The organism is Pseudomonas sp. MF6396 (genome assembly GCF_002018915.1).
GTDB classification, from domain to species: Bacteria; Pseudomonadota; Gammaproteobacteria; order Pseudomonadales; family Pseudomonadaceae; genus Aquipseudomonas; species Aquipseudomonas palmensis.
This window is the reverse complement of sequence record NZ_MVOK01000025.1, coordinates 1-16,501: the sequence shown is the minus strand read 5'-3', so window position 1 is coordinate 16,501 and position 16,501 is coordinate 1. Positions and strand designations below refer to the sequence as shown.

Genomic DNA, 16,501 nt, shown 5'->3' with positions numbered 1-16,501 from the left:
GAATCATCATGGCGAGAAAAATCAGCTACCAGCAGGCCATCAACGAAGCCCTGGCCCAGGAAATGCGCCGCGACCCCACGGTGTTCATCATTGGCGAGGACGTCGCCGGCGGTGCCGGTGCACCGGGCGAGAATGACGCCTGGGGCGGTGTGCTCGGCGTCACCAAGGGCCTTTACGGGCAGTTCCCCGGCCGCGTGCTGGACGCGCCGCTATCGGAAATCGGCTATGTGGGCGCAGCGGTCGGCGCCGCCACCCAGGGCCTGCGCCCGGTGTGCGAACTGATGTTCGTCGACTTTGCCGGCTGCTGCCTGGACCAGATCCTCAACCAGGCAGCCAAGTTTCGCTACATGTACGGCGGCAAGGCGGTCACCCCGCTGGTGATGCGCACCATGGTCGGCGCCGGCCTGCGCGCCGCCGCCCAGCACTCGCAGATGCTCACGTCGCTGTGGACCCACATCCCGGGCGTGAAGGTGGTGTGCCCGTCGTCGCCGTATGACGCCAAGGGCCTGCTGATCCAGGCGATCCGCGACAACGACCCGGTGATCTTCTGCGAGCACAAGCTGCTCTACAGCCTGCAGGGCGAAGTGCCGGAAGAGGTCTACACCGTGCCGTTCGGCGAGGCCAACTTCTTGCGTGACGGCGACGACATCACCCTGGTGACCTACGGGCGCATGGTCCACCTGGCCATGGAGGCGGCGGCCAACCTGGCGCGCCAGGGCATCGACTGCGAGGTACTCGACCTGCGCACCACCAGCCCGATGGATGAAGACAGCATTCTCGAAAGCGTGGAAAAGACCGGCCGCCTGGTGGTGATCGACGAAGCCAACCCGCGCTGCTCGATGGCCACCGACATCAGTGCGCTGGTGGCGCAGAAAGCCTTCGGCGCACTCAAGGGCCCGATCGAGATGGTCACTGCGCCGCACACCCCGGTGCCGTTCTCCGACGCGCTGGAAGACCTCTACATCCCCACCGCCGCCAAGATCGAGGCTGCCGTGCACACAGTGATGAAAGGGAGGAACGCGGCATGAGCCAGATCCATACCCTGACCATGCCCAAGTGGGGCCTGTCGATGACCGAGGGGCGCATCGACACCTGGCTCAAGCAGGAAGGCGAGCACATCAGCAAGGGCGACGAGGTGCTGGACGTGGAGACCGACAAGATCTCCAGCAGCGTCGAGGCCCCGTTCAGCGGCGTGCTGCGCCGTCAGATCGCCAGGCCCGACGAGACCCTGGCAGTGGGGGCGCTGCTGGCCGTGGTGGTCGAGGGCGAGGCCAGCGACGCGCAGATCGATGCGGTGGTGCAGCGCTTTCAGGCCGATTTCGTGCCCGGTGACGGCGCCGAGCAGGACAGCGGCCCGGCGCCGCAGAAAGTCGAGCTGGGCGGGCACCGGGTGCGCTACTTCGACCTCGGCGAAGGCGGTACGCCGCTGGTGTTGATCCACGGCTTCTGCGGCGACCTTAACAACTGGATGTTCAACCACCCGGCGCTGGCCGCCGAGCGCCGGGTGATCGCCCTCGACCTGCCCGGGCATGGCGAGTCGGGCAAGCACCTGCAACGCGGCGACCTGGATGAGCTGAGCCAGAGCGTGCTGGCCCTGCTCGATCACCTGGACCTGGGGCGCGTGCACCTGGCCGGGCACTCCATGGGTGGTGCGGTGGCCTTGAACCTGGCGCGGCTGGCACCTGCGCGGGTGCAGTCGCTGAGCCTGATCGCCAGCGCCGGGCTGGGGCGCGAGATCAATGGCGGCTACCTGCAGGGCATCGTTGCGGCGGCCAACCGCAACGCCCTGAAGCCGCAGATGACGCAGCTGTTCTCCGACCCCGGGCTGGTGACCCGGCAGATGCTCGAGGACATGCTCAGGTTCAAGCGCCTGGAGGGGGTGGACGAGGCCCTGCGACAACTGGCCGACGCACTGGCCAGCGACGGCGTGCAGCGTCACGACCTGCGCCCGGTGGTGGCGCAGCAGCCGACGCTGGTGCTGTGGGGCAGCGATGACGCGATCATCCCGGCCACCCATGTGGACGGCCTGCCAGCCGAGGTGGCGATACTGCCGGGCCAGGGGCACATGGTGCAGTTGGAAGCGGCCGAGCAGGTCAATGCGCGACTGCTGGCGTTTTTGCGCGGGCACTGACCAGCACCGGTTTGTGTCTCGAGGGCTGCTCTGCAGCCCGATCGCGGGTCAAGCCCGCTCCCACAGGGATCACTGCCGTCTCTGTGGGAGCGGGCTTGACCCGCGATCACGCCAGTACAGACACTGCAGCGCCCCCGATACAAACCCCTCGCACTCAAGTAAACTGGCGCGCTTCGCGCAGTCCCCAGCGGCTGCCCTCCACGAATTACCCAAAGGTGCCCGCCATGCCCTGGCTGCAAGTACGTCTGGCCATCAGCCCGGAACAAGCCGAAACCTACGAAGATGCCCTGCTCGAAGTCGGCGCCGTCTCCGTCACCTTCATGGACGCCGAAGACCAGCCGATCTTCGAACCGGACCTCAACACTACCCCGCTGTGGTCGCACACCCACCTGCTGGCCCTGTTCGAAGCCGACGCCGAACCCGAGGCAGTGTTTGCCCACCTGCAACTGCTGACCGGGGCCGCCCTGCCCGAGCACCAGGCCGAAGTGATCGAAGACCAGGACTGGGAACGCAGCTGGATGGACAACTTCCAGCCCATGCGCTTCGGCCAGCGCCTGTGGATCGTGCCCAGCTGGCACGCCGCCCCCGAGCCGGACGCCGTCAACCTGCTGCTCGACCCGGGCCTGGCGTTCGGCACCGGCACCCACCCGACCACCGCCCTGTGCCTGGAATGGCTCGACGGCCAGGACCTGAACGGCACTGAAGTACTCGACTTCGGCTGCGGCTCAGGCATCCTCGCCATCGCCGCGCTGCTGCTGGGCGCACGCAAGGCGGTGGGCACCGACATCGACGTGCAGGCCATCGAGGCCTCGCGCGACAATGCCGGGCGCAACGGCATCGCCGACGCGCTGTTCGACCTGTACCTGCCCCAGGACATGCCGGCCATGCAGGCCGACGTGCTGGTGGCCAACATCCTCGCCGGCCCGCTGGTCTCGCTGGCCCCGCAGTTGTCCGGCCTGGTACGCCCCGGCGGCCTGCTGGCGCTGTCGGGCATCCTCGCCGAACAGGGCGATGAAGTGGCCGCCGCCTACGCCAAGGACTTCGACCTGGACCCGATCGCCGTGCGCGATGGCTGGGTACGCATCAGTGGTCGCCGGCGCTAACTGCGCCTAGACTACAACTCTGCACAACCCGGACCGCCGCATGACCGACAGTTTCGTCACCCAGTGCCCGCATTGCCAGACCAGCTTTCGCGTCAGCCACACTCAATTGAGTGTGGCCCGCGGGGTAGTGCGCTGCGGCAATTGCCTGCAGGTATTCAACGCCGCCAAGCAGCTGCTGGAGCAGAGTGCAGCGCAACAGGCGCTGCAGGTCGCCCCCGCGCTGCCGCCGGCAACGCCGTTGCCTGCGCCGGTGGCCGAACCCGAACATGCACCGCAGCCAGCGCCGTCGGCCCCCGCGCCGATCAGCCAGCGCGAATGGACGGCCAGCGCGCTGGACGTCGACCTCGACCAACTGGACCTCGACCAGGAACTCGCCCGCCTGGAGCAACGCGAAATCCAGCCGATCAGCGAGTTCAAGCGCAGCCAGGCCGAAGACTTCGACCTGGCGCCACGCCGCGAGGACAGCCTCAGCGCCCAGCGCGACGGCCCGGACGACACCTCGTACACCGACAGCCTGTTCAGCAGCCCGGCCGACGAACGCGAAGCCCAGGCAACGCCGCAGCCGCCGCTGGTCGACGAACCCGTCCCGGCTACCGTGGCGCTGCCGGGCGAGCGCACCGAACCCTCGCTGTCGCTGGACCTGGACGGCCTGGATGACGAGCCCCCGCTGCGCGAGCAGCCCCTCCACGACCCCGACGTGGTGGCCGAGCACCTTTCGGCACGCGACCCGGGCGATGAGCCCGACGCGCCGGACCCGGCGTTCGACGACGCCCCGAATACCCGCCACGAACCCGACCTTGGCCCGATGGCTGCACGCTCGCCACGCAAGCCGGCGCTGGTCGACATCGTCGACGACCCGCTGCAGCTCGACTGGCAGAAGCCGCGCAGCCACTGGGGCCGGCGCCTGCTGTGGGCGCTGCTGACTCTGCTGGCTGGCGCGGCACTGGCTGGCCAGTACATCGCCTATCACTTCGACGAACTGGCCCGCCAGGACCAGTACCGCCCCTGGTTCCAGCAGCTGTGCCCGCAACTGGGCTGCGAAGTGCCTTCCAAGGTCGACATCGCCCGCATCAAGAGCAGCAACCTGGTGGTCCGCAGCCACCCGGACTTTGCCGGCGCGTTGATCGTGGACGCGATCATCTACAATCGTGCGCCCTTCTCGCAGCCATTCCCGCTACTGGAGCTGCGGTTTGCCGACCTCAACGGCCAACTGATCGCCAGCCGTCGCTTCAAGCCCGGCGAGTACCTGAGCGGCGAGCTGGCCGGCAAGGCCGAAATGCCCAGCCAGACCCCGATCCACATCGCCCTGGACATCCTCGATCCGGGCCCGAAGGCGGTCAACTACAGCCTGAGCTTCCGCTCGCCGGAGTAAACCCAGCGACCAGCGGCAAGCTTCAGGCGGCAAGAGAAAAGCGCGGTATCACGCCACTCCTGCTTTTGGCTGGGGCTTGAAGCTTGTCGCTTGCCGCTCAAACTGTTCATATTTTATCCAGATCGACCTTTATCCGGTCACCGAGAGCGGGTATCATGCCCACCCTTTTTCGAACTCTAAGATCGGCCCCCACAACAGGGAACTCCTATGTCGGCGGTACGCATCGGCCCATACACACTGCAGAACGCCCTGATCCTTGCCCCGATGGCCGGGGTCACGGACCAGCCTTTTCGTCAGCTGTGCCGACGAATGGGCGCAGGCCTGGTGGTGTCCGAAATGGTCAGCAGCGACATGAGCCTGTGGAACAGCCGCAAGTCGCGCCTGCGCATGATTCACGATGGCGATCCCGAGCCCCGCTCGGTGCAGATCGCCGGCGGTGACGCGCAGATGCTCGCGGCCGCGGCCCGGGCCAATGTCGAGGCCGGCGCGCAGATCATCGATATCAACATGGGCTGCCCGGCAAAAAAAGTCTGCAACAAAGCTGCAGGCTCTGCTTTATTGAAGGATGAAGTACTGGTCAACGAGATCCTCCAGGCGGTGGTCGCCGCCGTGGACGTACCCGTTACCCTCAAGATCCGCACCGGCTGGGACCGGGACAACAAGAATGGCCTGACCGTGGCGAAGATCGCCGAGCAGGCAGGCATTCAGGCACTGGCCGTACATGGCCGCACCCGTGCCGACCTGTACACCGGCGACGCCGAGTACGACACCATCGCCGCCATCAAGCAGGCGGTGTCGATACCGGTATTTGCCAATGGCGACATCACGTCGCCGCAAAAGGCCCGACAGGTGCTCGACGCCACCGGCGCCGACGGCCTGCTGATCGGCCGCGCCGCCCAGGGGCGGCCGTGGATCTTTCGCGAGGTCGAGCACTACCTGCGCACCGGCGAGCTGTTGCCGGCACCGCAGTTGGCTGAAGTGGAACGAATTCTGCTGGAGCACCTGGCCGCGCTGCACGCCTTCTATGGCGATGTGATGGGTGTGCGTATCGCCCGCAAGCATGTGGGCTGGTACCTGGCAACGTTACCGGGCGCCAGGGAGTTTCGCGCCCGCTTCAATGGTTTGGAAGAAACACACGCGCAGTGCGCCGACGTTCGCGAGTTTTTCCGCGAACGTGAACAGAGCCTTGAGACAGAGGACGGACAAGGGGTGGCCGCATGACGATGATGACCGAGACTTTAGTGAGTGGAACAACGCCCGTGAGCGACAACGTCAACCTGAAACAGCACCTGAACACCCCGAGCGAAGAGGGCCAGACCCTTCGCGGGAGCGTGGAGAAGGCGCTGCACAACTACTTTGCGCACCTCGAGGGCGCTGCTGTCACGGACGTGTACAACCTGGTGCTCTCTGAAGTCGAGGCACCCTTGCTCGAAAGCGTGATGAACTACGTCAAGGGCAACCAGACCAAGGCCAGCGAGCTGCTGGGGCTCAACCGGGGCACCTTGCGCAAGAAGCTCAAGCAGTACGATCTGCTGTAACAACGAATCCACACCAGAAAAGGCGGCTCCCATTCGATGAGGTCGCCTTTTTTGCTGACTCCACCGCGTTATGGAATCTGAAATGACCGACCAGACTACCCGCCTGCCGATCCGCCGCGCCTTGATCAGCGTTTCCGACAAGACCGGAATCCTCGAATTCGCCCGTGAGCTGCAACAGCTCGGCGTCGAGATCCTGTCCACCGGTGGCACCTTCAAGTTGCTCCAGGACAATGGCGTCGCCGCGGTGGAAGTTGCCGACTACACCGGCTTTGCCGAAATGATGGACGGCCGGGTCAAGACCCTGCACCCCAAGATCCACGGTGGCATCCTCGGCCGTCGCGGTACCGATGACGCCATCATGGCCGAGCACGGGATCAAGCCGATCGACCTGGTCGCCGTCAACCTGTACCCCTTCGAAGCCACCATCTCCAAGCCGGGCTGCGACCTGCCGACCGCCATCGAGAACATCGACATCGGCGGCCCGACCATGGTTCGCTCGGCGGCCAAGAACCACAAGGACGTGGCCATCGTGGTCAACGCCAGCGACTACGGCCAGGTACTCGAGAGCCTCAAGGCCGGTGGCCTGACCTACGCCCAGCGCTTCGACCTGATGCTCAAGGCGTTCGAGCACACCGCCGCCTACGACGGCATGATCGCCAACTACATGGGCACCGTGAACCAGTCGGCCGACACCCTGAGCACCGAAGACCGCAGCCAGTTCCCGCGCACCTTCAACAGCCAGTTCGTCAAGGCCCAGGAAATGCGCTACGGCGAGAACCCGCACCAGAGCGCGGCGTTCTACGTCGAGGCCAAGCCGAGCGAGGCCGGCATCGCCACCGCCACCCAGCTGCAGGGCAAGGAGCTGTCGTACAACAACGTGGCCGACACCGACGCCGCGCTGGAATGCGTCAAGAGCTTCGTCAAGCCGGCCTGCGTGATCGTCAAGCACGCCAACCCGTGCGGCGTGGCCGTCAGCCCGGACGCCGAGGGCGGCATCCGCCAGGCCTACGAGCTGGCCTACGCCACCGATACCGAATCAGCCTTCGGCGGCATCATCGCGTTCAACCGCGAGCTGGATGCCGAAACCGCCAAGGCCATCGTCGAGCGTCAGTTCGTCGAAGTGATCATCGCCCCGAGCGTGAGCGAAGAAGCCCGCGCCGTGGTGGCCGCCAAGGCCAACGTGCGCCTGCTGGCGTGCGGCCAGTGGTCGGCCGAGCGTGCCGCTGCCTGGGACTACAAGCGCGTCACCGGCGGCCTGCTGGTACAGAGCCGCGACATCGGCATGATCACCGAGGGCGACCTGAAGGTGGTGACCAAGCGTGCGCCGACCGAGCAGGAAATCCACGACCTGATCTTCGCCTGGAAAGTGGCCAAGTACGTCAAGTCCAACGCCATCGTCTATGCCAAGAACCGCCAGACCATCGGTGTCGGCGCCGGCCAGATGAGCCGCGTGAACTCGGCGCGCATTGCCGCGATCAAGGCCGAGCATGCCGGCCTGCAGGTACAGGGTGCGGTCATGGCCTCGGATGCGTTCTTCCCGTTCCGCGACGGTATCGACAACGCGGCCAAGGTGGGTATCACTGCGGTGATCCAGCCGGGCGGTTCGATGCGTGATGCCGAGGTGATTGCCGCGGCCGACGAAGCCGGCATCGCGATGGTGTTCACCGGCATGCGCCACTTCCGTCACTGATCCACTGCGTGTAGGAGCCGGCGTTGCCGGCGAATGGGCCCGCCCGGTCAACGCGGTGCGACCTTCGCCGGCAACGCCGGCTCCTACAGTTACTCTCCGAATTAGCGTCATCGAGGTTTTGACATGAACGTTTTGATCATCGGTAGCGGCGGCCGCGAACACGCCCTGGCCTGGAAAGTTGCCCAGGACCCTCGCGTCGAGACTGTCTTCGTCGCCCCCGGCAACGCCGGCCCCGCCACCGAAGCCAAGTGCAAGAACGTCGACATCGACGTCACCGCCCTGGACCAACTGGCCGACTTCGCCGAGAAGTACGTCGCCCTGACCATCGTCGGCCCCGCGGGCCCGTTGGTGGCCGGCGTGGTCGACCCGTTCCGCAGCCGCGGCCTGGACTGCTTCGGCCCCACCAAGGGCGCGGCGCAGCTGGAAGGCTCCAAGGCCTTCACCAAGGACTTTCTGGCCCGTCACAAGATCCCGACCGCCGACTACCAGAACTTCACCGAAGTGGAGCCGGCCCTGGCCTACCTGCGCGAAAAAGGCGCACCGATCGTGATCAAGGCCGACGGCCTGGCCGCGGGCAAGGGCGTGATCGTCGCCATGACCCTGGCTGAAGCCGAGGACGCGGTACGCGACATGCTCGCCGGCAATGCCTTCGGCGACGCCGGTTCGCGCGTGGTCATCGAAGAGTTCCTCGACGGCGAGGAAGCCAGCTTCATCGTCATGGTCGACGGGCAGAACGTGCTGCCGATGGCCACCAGCCAGGACCACAAGCGCGTCGGCAACGCCGACACCGGCCCCAACACCGGCGGCATGGGCGCCTACTCGCCAGCCCCGGTGGTCACTGCCGAGGTCCACCAGCGCGTGATGGACCAGGTGATCTGGCCGACCGTCAACGGCATGGCTGCCGAAGGCAACGTGTACACCGGCTTCCTGTATGCCGGGCTGATGATCGACAAGGCCGGCAACCCCAAGGTCATCGAGTTCAACTGCCGCTTCGGCGACCCGGAAACCCAGCCGGTGATGCTGCGCCTGGAATCGAGCCTGGTGCTGCTGATCGAAGCGGCGTTCGCCAAGGCCCTGAACAAGGTCGAAGCGCAGTGGAACCCGCAGCCGAGCCTGGGCGTTGTACTGGCCGCCGGCGGCTACCCGGGCGACTACGCCAAGGGTGCACCGATCAGCGGCCTGGACGCCGCAGCCAAGCTCACCGGCAAGGTGTTCCATGCCGGTACCGCCCTCAAGGACGGCCAGGTGGTCACCAGCGGTGGTCGCGTACTGTGTGCCACTGCCCTGGGTGAGACCGTCGAAGCCGCGCAGCAGCAGGCCTACCGCCTGGCCGCCGAAATCGAGTGGGACGGCAGTTTCTACCGCACCGACATCGGCTACCGCGCCATCGCCCGTGAACGTGGCGAGCACCAGGAGTAAGCTGACACGGCAAGGCTCCAAAGGGGCCTTGCCTTCGGCTTGGCACGCCGCGCATAGTTGCAAACCGGCATTTGGCTAGGAAGGGATATCTCGTGCGTTGGCTCAGGATTGCCATTGGACTCACCGTCAGCCTGCTGACTCTGCTCTGCCTGTTCCCGGCCACGGCCGATTCGGGCAGTGGGTGGTCGGTATTGCTCGACGATCAGGCCAACCTCCAACTGAGCGACATCCGTTCCGAGCGTTACCGTAACCAGTTCAGTCCCATCGAGCTCAACCAGCTCGATGCCGCCGAGCCCCAGCAGGCGCTCTGGCTGCATTACCACCTGCCCCCACACCAGCCCGAACAGGTACTGCGCCTGTTCGCCCCGGACCTGTCGCACCTGAACCTGTATGTGGTCGACGGCGCCCGGCTGATCGAGCAGTCCCACAACGGCCGCCCGGACACCAACGGCCCGGTGAGCCTGACCACCAACGATCACCTGCTGGCGGTGCCGAGCAGCGACCAGGCCCAGGACCTCTACCTGCGGCTGGTCTCCGAGCACCAGCTGCGGCCCGGCATCAGCCTGATGCCCGCCGTGAGCGCCGCCGCCGACCAGCGCCAGCCACTGCTGTTCGGGTTGCTGTTCGGCTGCATGGGCATGCTGATCCTGCACAACCTGGTGCGCTTCGGCTATTCGCGCTCCACCAGCAGCCTGTGGCTGGCCGGCTACCACAGCCTGATGCTGCTCAGCGCGCTGATCCTGCTCAACCTGAGCGGGCCGTGGAACCTCTGGCAGACCTCGCAGACACCGGCCGCCTACCTCACTGCCCTGCTCGCCAGCCTCTGCGGGCTGGCCTTCACCCTGCGCTTCTTCGCCCCCCTGCAGCAGCCGCGCCTGGCCCGCCTGCTGCAAGGCGAGATCCTGCTGATCGCCATCGGCGGCCTGTTGCTGCTGTTCGTCGACACCTTGCCGTTGAACCTGGCCACCTACGCGCTGGTGGCCCTGGCCAGCCTGAGCATGCTGATCACGGCCGTTTGCCACTGGGTGCGCGGCTTCGCCCCGGCGCGCCTGTTCAGCCTGGCCATGCTGGTGTTCAACCTGGGCTGCCTGGTGGTGCTGCCGGCGCTGCTGGGCCTTACCCGCACCCCCACCGAATGGCTGCTGTTCATACTGCTGGGGTTCACCGCCTTCACCGGCCTTCTGCTCAACATGGCCCTGGGCGAGCGCCTGCGCAGCATCAGCGAGGCGCGCTTCAGCGCCAGCCGCGAGCTGGCCGCCAGCACCGCCGAAATCAACGCCAAGGCAGAGTTTCTGGCACGCATCAGCCACGAGATCCGCACCCCGATGAACGGTGTGCTGGGCATGACCGAACTGCTGCTGGGCACCCCGCTGTCGGTCAAGCAGCGCGACTATGTGCAGACCATCCACAGTGCCGGCAACGAGCTGCTGACCCTGATCAACGAGATCCTCGACATCTCCAAGCTCGAGTCCGGCCAGATCGAGCTGGATGACGTGCAGTTCGATCTCAACGCCCTGATCGAGGACTGCCTGAGCATCTTCAGGGCCAAGGCCGAACAGCAGAACATCGAACTGATCAGCTTCACCCAGCCACAGGTGCCGCGGGTCATCAGCGGTGACCCCACGCGCCTGCGCCAGGCCCTGCTGAGCCTGCTGGAAAACGCCCTGAAAAAGACCGAGCAGGGCGAGATCCTGCTGGTGGTGGCACTGGACCAGCGCGGCAGCAGCCCGCGCCTGCGCCTGGCCGTGCAGGACAGCGGCGAACCGATCCCGCCCAGCGAGCGCGAGGCACTGCTGCAGGCCGAGTTGCACAGCGAGCACGTGCTGTCGAGCAACAAGCTCGGCGGCCTGCTTGGCCTGGTGATCGCCAAGCAACTGATCGCCCTGATGCAGGGCGAGTTCGGCATCAAGACCAGCCACAACCAGGGCAACACCCTGTGGATGACCCTGCCGCTGGACCCGCAGCGCCTCGAACAGCCCGCCGCCGACCTCGACGGCCCGCTGCGCGATGCCCGGGTGCTGGTAGTGGACGACAACGACACCTGCCGCAAGGTGCTGGTGCAGCAGTGCAGCGCCTGGGGCATGAACGTGAGCGCCGTGCCCTCGGGCAAGGAAGCCCTGGCCCTGCTGCGCACCAAGGCGCACCTGCGCGACTACTTCGATGCCGTGCTGCTCGACCAGAACATGCCCGGCATGACCGGCATGCAACTGGCCGCCAAGATCAAGGAAGATCCGAGCCTGAACCACGACATCCTGATCATCATGCTCACCGGCATCACCAATGCGCCGAGCAAGGTCATCGCCCGCAACGCCGGGGTCAAGCGCATCCTGGCCAAGCCCGTGGCCGGCTACACCCTCAAAACCACCCTGGCCGAAGAACTGGCCCAGCGCAGCAAGGGCCAGATGCGCGGCATGCAGCCGCCCAGCCTGGCCACCCCGCTGGACGTGCCCGCCGACTTCCGCATCCTGGTGGCCGAAGACAACAACATCTCCACCAAGGTGATCCGCGGCATGCTCGGCAAGCTCAACCTGGAGCCCGACACCGCCAGCAACGGCGAGGAAGCCCTGCAGGCCATGAAGGCGCAGCGCTACGACCTGGTGCTGATGGACTGCGAGATGCCGGTGCTGGACGGCTTCTCGGCCACCCAGCAGCTGCGCGCCTGGGAGGCGGTCAGCCTGCGCCCGCGCACGCCGGTGGTGGCGCTGACCGCGCACATCCTGGCCGAGCACAAGGAGCGCGCACGCCAGGCCGGCATGGACGGGCACATGGCCAAGCCGGTGGAGCTGTCGCAACTGCGCGAACTGATCGAATACTGGGTGGCCCACCGTAAGCCCCACGAGCAGCCCGACAACGCGCCCGTCCCCCACTGATACACTTGCCCAACGCCCCCTTTGCCGCGAGCCCACGCCATGCTCCATGAGTTGTTCAGCGTCTACCTGAAGATGCTCGTGCTCTACAGCCCGTTCTTCGTCCTGTCCTGCTTCATCAGCCTGACCCGCGGCCACTCCAGCAAGGAGCGCAAGCAGCTGGCCTGGCGCGTGGCGCTGGCGGTACTGATCGCCAGCGTGCTGCTATACCTGTTCGGGCGGGCAATCTTCGGCATCTTCGGCATCACCCCCGACGCGTTTCGCATCGGCGCCGGCAGTGTGCTGTTCATCTCGGCGCTGGGCATGGCCCAGGGCAAGTCGGCGGTCAACACCGACAACGTGCAGCAGGACGTGACCATCGTGCCGTTGACCATCCCGCTGACCGTCGGCCCCGGCACCATCGGTGCGCTGCTGGTGATGGGCGTCAGCCAGCCGCACTGGGACGACAAGCTGCTGGCCATCGTGAGTATCGCCCTGGCCAGCTTCACCGTTGGCCTGGTGCTGTTTCTGTCGCACCGCATCGAACGGCTGCTTGGCGACCAGGGCCTGCAGATCGTCAGCCGGCTGATGGGCCTGTTCGTGTGCGCCCTGGCGGCGCAGATCATCTTCACCGGGATCAAGGGCTACCTGGTGCTCTAGCCCCTACCGGTCCTGGAAGAAACCTTCCGAGAGTGCCCGGGTCTGGGCCAGTACGAACGTGCGATGGCTCGCGTACGCCTGGCGATCGAACAGGTAGCAGCCACCATGGGGCGTCAGGGTCACGTAGCGCCGGTAGGTATCGGTCAGAAAGCCGTGTTCGACGTCCACTTCAAAGCGCATCACCAGCCCGCAGAAACACAGCATGGGCTGGTTGCGTCGATCGGTGAAACAGGGCGTGACCTTGCAGTGCATGGCCTTCTCCACGTCGCGCCTGGGCATGGCCGAAGACTCGAAGTGGCGTCGGGCCTTGGTCTCCAGGTCGAGGTCGCGCAGCGACTGGCTGATCACCTGGTGAAACAGCACCTCGGCGTCCCGCTGTACCACCGTGACCTCGAAGGCACGCACCTGCGCCAGGTCGTGGGCAGCCGTGGACACCGACGACAGAAAGCTGATCAGACGGCAACCATGCCGCAGCAGGCAGGCATGGTGGAACTCATTCCAGGCCTGCGGCGAGGCATGCTGGCCAACCGCTTTGCTGGCGTACATCTCGGCGTACACCATCAGGTCCATCATGTCCTGCATGTCGGCAGGGTCCATGCCCTCACCGAACGACACCCGGTTGTCGCCGATCACCTGCGAACGTTCAGTGGAGGTCATGGGTGCCCCCTTGCAACGAGCCGTCGGCCTTGGCCTTGGCCTGCGGCACCACCCGCCTGAGCACAACGGCATCGTCCTCCAGGGCTGCCACCGTCATGTCGCGCAGTCGCGCATAGCGCGCAACCGACAACTGCTTGTGGCTGTAGAAGAACAGCGCGTCGCCCGGGCTGTCGACCCCGCAGAACGTCTGGTGCAGAAAGTCCTGCTGAAGCGGCACCACCAGCGCCAGGCTCACAAACAGGCTGAACACCTGGTCTGGCGCAGTACACGCACTGAGCTGGAAGTTGATCGCCGTGCGCTGGCTGGCCTGGCTGTGCGCGAGCACCTGGGCACGAAACAGCTGGCGCGCCGGGTGCTCGTAGGCCAGTTCGCAAATCTGCTCCAGCATGTCGGTCATCTGCCGCACGATGGCCGCAGGCAACTTCTTCTTCAGGTGCCTGGTCACCAGCGCGACGATGCTCAGGTCATCCAGGCCGGCGAACCTGGATACATCGGACTGCACGGTCTGGGTGCTCCACATGAGCTGGCCCAGGCCGTCCACATTGCGCTTGAACCAGGCCCGGGGGTTGGCGGTGACCAGGCCGTCCTGGTTGGCCGACACCTGCGCCAGCAAGTGGGAGTTCAATACATCATCCCTGTCCGGTGCGCTCAACCCGCCGGGAAATGAAATCAGCTGCGCACCATTGACCCATGTCTCGTACTGCATTGCCATGCCTCGACTCCTTGAGGATAGCGGCACCGGCGCCTTGACACCGGTGCCGGTAGAATTACTTCTTCTTGATTTTCCTGAAGAAGTTATCCGAGGAAATACCCATGTAGTCGTGGATGTCGTCTTTGTTGCGCTGATAGACACGTTCGTTCCAGTTGACCATGGTGGCCACCTGAGTGATGTCCATGGTTTCATTGTCCCACTTCCAGAACAGTGCGCCGCCCTTGTCGGTACGCTTGTTGTATTCAAGCCCTATGAACAGTGTCACGGCTTCGCCGTTATCCGTTTCAAGGCACGGCAGAATGCGGCAACTGTCCTTGCTCGCGCCGGTGCTGTTGTTGTTGAACAGGGTGATCATGTCCTCGTCGCCCTTGAGCTTGTCGAGGGCCCTGGAAACCAGCGGGATCATGGCGGCTGCGTTGCCACCGGCCACCGAGGCGACGATTTCCAGCACAACGCTGTCCATGGTGATGTCGCGCTTGCTGGTGTTGTAGCTCTGACGGTCCGAACTGGTCATGAACCAGCCGGCGTGCAGCATGGCCTCCCGGTAGGCTGCCAGCCATTGCAGGGGCTGCTCCTGGATACTGCCCGAGGTGTTGGCCACCATCTCGGCGAACAGGGTGGCGTCCTTGGCCATCTGGCGCTTGTCCGCCGACAGCTTGTCGGCAAAGGTCAGAATCGTCGGGCCTTCGCTGGTCATCAGTGCCACTTCGCCCGCTTCGTCATCGAGCCCTTCACTGGCCAGCAGCCCGCGCATGGACAGCGGCGAATGCTGAAGATCCGGTACTTCCAGGTTGCTGAAGAATTCAGCGCTTTTTTCCGCGCAGGGAAACACAGTCGAGTTATCCATAACATCATCCTTGTTCAGTTTTGGTTTGCCGCGGCACAGCCAGGCCACTGCAAACTATCACCGGGCCTGCATGAAAAAAGGTGCGCCCGTTTCCAGGCGCACCTTTTTTTCCCTACGAGACCCTGTGGCTATCCAGGGCGGCCGGCGCCATACCAACGCGGCGTGTACACCCACTCGCCACCGTCGGCACGCGCGAAGGTGCAGGTGGTGGACGACCCCACCAGCACCATGGTGCGCATGTCCACCTGCTCTGGCGTCAGCTCGCCCAGGGTCAGGGTGCGCAGGGTCTGGCCGGGGCGGCCGATGTCACGGCCCAGCACCACCGGGGTGGCTGGCGTGCGGTGCTGGCGCACGATCTCCAGGGCACGCCCCAGCTGCCAGGGCCGCGAGCGCGAGATCGGGTTGTAGAAGGCCAGCGCCAGGTCGGCCTGGCAGGCGAGGTCCAGGCGTTTCTCGATGATGTCCCAGGGCTTGAGGTTGTCCGACAGCGACAGCACGCAGAAGTCATGCCCCAGCGGCGCACCGGCCTGCGCGGCGGTGGCCAGCGAGGCCGAGACGCCCGGCAGCATCTGCAGCTCGACGCTGTGCCACTGCGGGTCCGTCGACTCGTGCAAGGCTTCGAGCACCGCCGCTGCCATGGCGAACACGCCCGGGTCGCCCGACGACACCACCACCACCGAGCGGCCTTGCGCGGCCAGCTCGAAGGCATGCCGTGCGCGCTGCATTTCTTCGCGGTTGTCGGTGCAGTGCAGCACCTGATCGGCGCGGAACGGGCCGGCCATGCGCACATAGGTTTCATAACCCAGCACGTCATTGGCGCGTGCCAGCTCGGCCTTGACCGCCGGCACCATCAGGTCGGCGGCGCCCGGGCCCAGGCCGATCACCGCCAGGCGGCCACGGGCGCGCCCGATCCGTTGCGGGTCGATCGGCTGGCCGGCCACCGCAATCGCCACGCCCTCGCCTGCGCACTGCGGCGCCAGCAACTGCGGCCAGGCCTGCGCGGCCAGCTCGGCAACGCTGCCGGCCGCCGGGGCGAAGCGCAACGGCACGCCCAGCTCGGCCGCTGCCGCGTGCAACGCCGGGCTGGCCATCTCGCTGTCGGCCGCCAGCAGGCAGGCCAATGCCGGCTCGGCGATCTTCGCGCGGTGCAGCGCCGCACGCACCGCTGCAGCCAGCTCCGGCACCTGGGCACTCACGGCCACCAGCACGCAGCGCGGGTAGATCACCAGCTCGTTGGCGTCGGCCTCACGTGCATCGCAGCCCACGTGAATGGCCAGCTGCGCCTGCTCGCTCTGCGGCAGTTGCGCCTGTTCGAGCCACGGCGCGGCGCCATCGATGCGCACGCTTTCACCGGCCAGCAGGTCGGACACGAAACGCTTGCCCAGCTCCAGGTCGGCCAGCGCATAACCACTGGGCGGGTTGAGCAGGCAGGTGCCGAAGCGCAGCTCGCCGCTGGTGGTGATGGCCGGCGCCACGCCGAGGCCGGCGGCGATCTCGCGGGCCAGCCCGTTGACCCCGCCCAGTGG

General features: G+C 66.0%; 14 protein-coding genes. 10 read left to right on the top strand and 4 right to left on the bottom strand.

Annotated elements, in window-relative coordinates:
- Positions 1-8 precede the first annotated feature (8 nt).
- The 10 genes from MF6396_RS21780 to MF6396_RS21735 all read left to right on the top strand — a co-directional run bounded on the left by MF6396_RS21780 (position 9) and on the right by MF6396_RS21735 (position 12,759).
- Positions 9-1,028, top strand: coding sequence for an alpha-ketoacid dehydrogenase subunit beta (locus tag MF6396_RS21780; protein ID WP_078481549.1), 1,020 nt, complete (start codon positions 9-11; stop codon positions 1,026-1,028).
- Positions 1,025-2,131, top strand: coding sequence for an acetoin dehydrogenase dihydrolipoyllysine-residue acetyltransferase subunit (locus MF6396_RS21775; RefSeq protein ID WP_078481548.1), 1,107 nt, complete (start codon positions 1,025-1,027; stop codon positions 2,129-2,131). Before MF6396_RS21780 ends, MF6396_RS21775 begins: the two co-directional genes overlap by 4 nt.
- A gap of 224 nt (positions 2,132-2,355) precedes the next feature.
- Positions 2,356-3,234, top strand: coding sequence for a 50S ribosomal protein L11 methyltransferase (gene prmA / locus MF6396_RS21770; protein WP_043860469.1), 879 nt, complete (start codon positions 2,356-2,358; stop codon positions 3,232-3,234).
- 40 nt (positions 3,235-3,274) lie between these two features.
- On the top strand, positions 3,275-4,606 hold the full coding sequence (locus MF6396_RS21765; RefSeq protein ID WP_058541561.1) for a DUF3426 domain-containing protein: 1,332 nt from the start codon (positions 3,275-3,277) through the stop codon (positions 4,604-4,606).
- A 207-nt stretch (positions 4,607-4,813) separates the two neighbouring features.
- On the top strand, positions 4,814-5,827 hold the full coding sequence (gene dusB, locus MF6396_RS21760; protein WP_043860471.1) for a tRNA dihydrouridine synthase DusB: 1,014 nt from the start codon (positions 4,814-4,816) through the stop codon (positions 5,825-5,827).
- Positions 5,824-6,144 carry a DNA-binding transcriptional regulator Fis gene (fis, locus tag MF6396_RS21755; RefSeq protein ID WP_003186237.1) on the top strand — a complete coding sequence of 107 codons (321 nt, stop codon included), beginning with the start codon at positions 5,824-5,826 and terminating at the stop codon, positions 6,142-6,144. The genes dusB and fis overlap by 4 nt, the downstream gene beginning before the upstream one ends.
- An 82-nt stretch (positions 6,145-6,226) precedes the next feature.
- Positions 6,227-7,834, top strand: coding sequence for a bifunctional phosphoribosylaminoimidazolecarboxamide formyltransferase/IMP cyclohydrolase (gene purH / locus MF6396_RS21750; RefSeq protein WP_058541562.1), 1,608 nt, complete (start codon positions 6,227-6,229; stop codon positions 7,832-7,834).
- Between the two features lie 123 nt (positions 7,835-7,957).
- On the top strand, positions 7,958-9,253 hold the full coding sequence (gene purD, locus MF6396_RS21745) for a phosphoribosylamine--glycine ligase (RefSeq protein ID WP_078481547.1): 1,296 nt from the start codon (positions 7,958-7,960) through the stop codon (positions 9,251-9,253).
- A gap of 92 nt (positions 9,254-9,345) precedes the next feature.
- Positions 9,346-12,123, top strand: coding sequence for a hybrid sensor histidine kinase/response regulator (locus MF6396_RS21740; protein WP_078481545.1), 2,778 nt, complete (start codon positions 9,346-9,348; stop codon positions 12,121-12,123).
- Positions 12,124-12,162: 39 nt separating this feature from the next.
- Positions 12,163-12,759 carry a MarC family protein gene (locus MF6396_RS21735; RefSeq protein ID WP_043860475.1) on the top strand — a complete coding sequence of 199 codons (597 nt, stop codon included), beginning with the start codon at positions 12,163-12,165 and terminating at the stop codon, positions 12,757-12,759.
- A 3-nt stretch (positions 12,760-12,762) separates the two neighbouring features.
- On the opposite strand, the gene MF6396_RS21730 is transcribed toward MF6396_RS21735, so the two are convergent.
- The 4 genes from MF6396_RS21730 to cobJ form a co-directional block, all read right to left on the bottom strand.
- Complete coding sequence (locus MF6396_RS21730; RefSeq protein ID WP_043860476.1) at positions 12,763-13,416, bottom strand: hypothetical protein; 654 nt, start codon at positions 13,414-13,416, stop codon at positions 12,763-12,765.
- Complete coding sequence (locus MF6396_RS21725; RefSeq protein WP_078481543.1) at positions 13,403-14,128, bottom strand: hypothetical protein; 726 nt, start codon at positions 14,126-14,128, stop codon at positions 13,403-13,405. The genes MF6396_RS21730 and MF6396_RS21725 overlap by 14 nt, the downstream gene beginning before the upstream one ends.
- Positions 14,129-14,183: 55 nt before the next feature.
- Positions 14,184-14,975 carry a hypothetical protein gene (locus MF6396_RS21720; RefSeq protein ID WP_058541565.1) on the bottom strand — a complete coding sequence of 264 codons (792 nt, stop codon included), beginning with the start codon at positions 14,973-14,975 and terminating at the stop codon, positions 14,184-14,186.
- 128 nt (positions 14,976-15,103) lie between these two features.
- On the bottom strand, positions 15,104-16,501 hold a 1,398-nt coding region (gene cobJ / locus MF6396_RS21715; protein WP_102063827.1), incomplete at its 5' end, for a precorrin-3B C(17)-methyltransferase.

Bases quoted from the DNA above. Each gene is read 5' to 3' on its own strand.
- purH (WP_058541562.1), top strand. From the start codon at position 6,227: ATGACCGACCAGACTACCCGCCTGCCGATCCGCCGCGCCTTGATCAGC.
- MF6396_RS21730 (WP_043860476.1), bottom strand. From the start codon at position 13,416: ATGACCTCCACTGAACGTTCGCAGGTGATCGGCGACAACCGGGTGTCG.
- MF6396_RS21775 (WP_078481548.1), top strand. From the start codon at position 1,025: ATGAGCCAGATCCATACCCTGACCATGCCCAAGTGGGGCCTGTCGATG.
- fis (WP_003186237.1), top strand. From the start codon at position 5,824: ATGACGATGATGACCGAGACTTTAGTGAGTGGAACAACGCCCGTGAGC.
- prmA (WP_043860469.1), top strand. From the start codon at position 2,356: ATGCCCTGGCTGCAAGTACGTCTGGCCATCAGCCCGGAACAAGCCGAA.
- MF6396_RS21720 (WP_058541565.1), bottom strand. From the start codon at position 14,975: ATGGATAACTCGACTGTGTTTCCCTGCGCGGAAAAAAGCGCTGAATTC.
- MF6396_RS21780 (WP_078481549.1), top strand. From the start codon at position 9: ATGGCGAGAAAAATCAGCTACCAGCAGGCCATCAACGAAGCCCTGGCC.
- MF6396_RS21765 (WP_058541561.1), top strand. From the start codon at position 3,275: ATGACCGACAGTTTCGTCACCCAGTGCCCGCATTGCCAGACCAGCTTT.
- dusB (WP_043860471.1), top strand. From the start codon at position 4,814: ATGTCGGCGGTACGCATCGGCCCATACACACTGCAGAACGCCCTGATC.
- MF6396_RS21725 (WP_078481543.1), bottom strand. From the start codon at position 14,128: ATGGCAATGCAGTACGAGACATGGGTCAATGGTGCGCAGCTGATTTCA.
- purD (WP_078481547.1), top strand. From the start codon at position 7,958: ATGAACGTTTTGATCATCGGTAGCGGCGGCCGCGAACACGCCCTGGCC.
- MF6396_RS21735 (WP_043860475.1), top strand. From the start codon at position 12,163: ATGCTCCATGAGTTGTTCAGCGTCTACCTGAAGATGCTCGTGCTCTAC.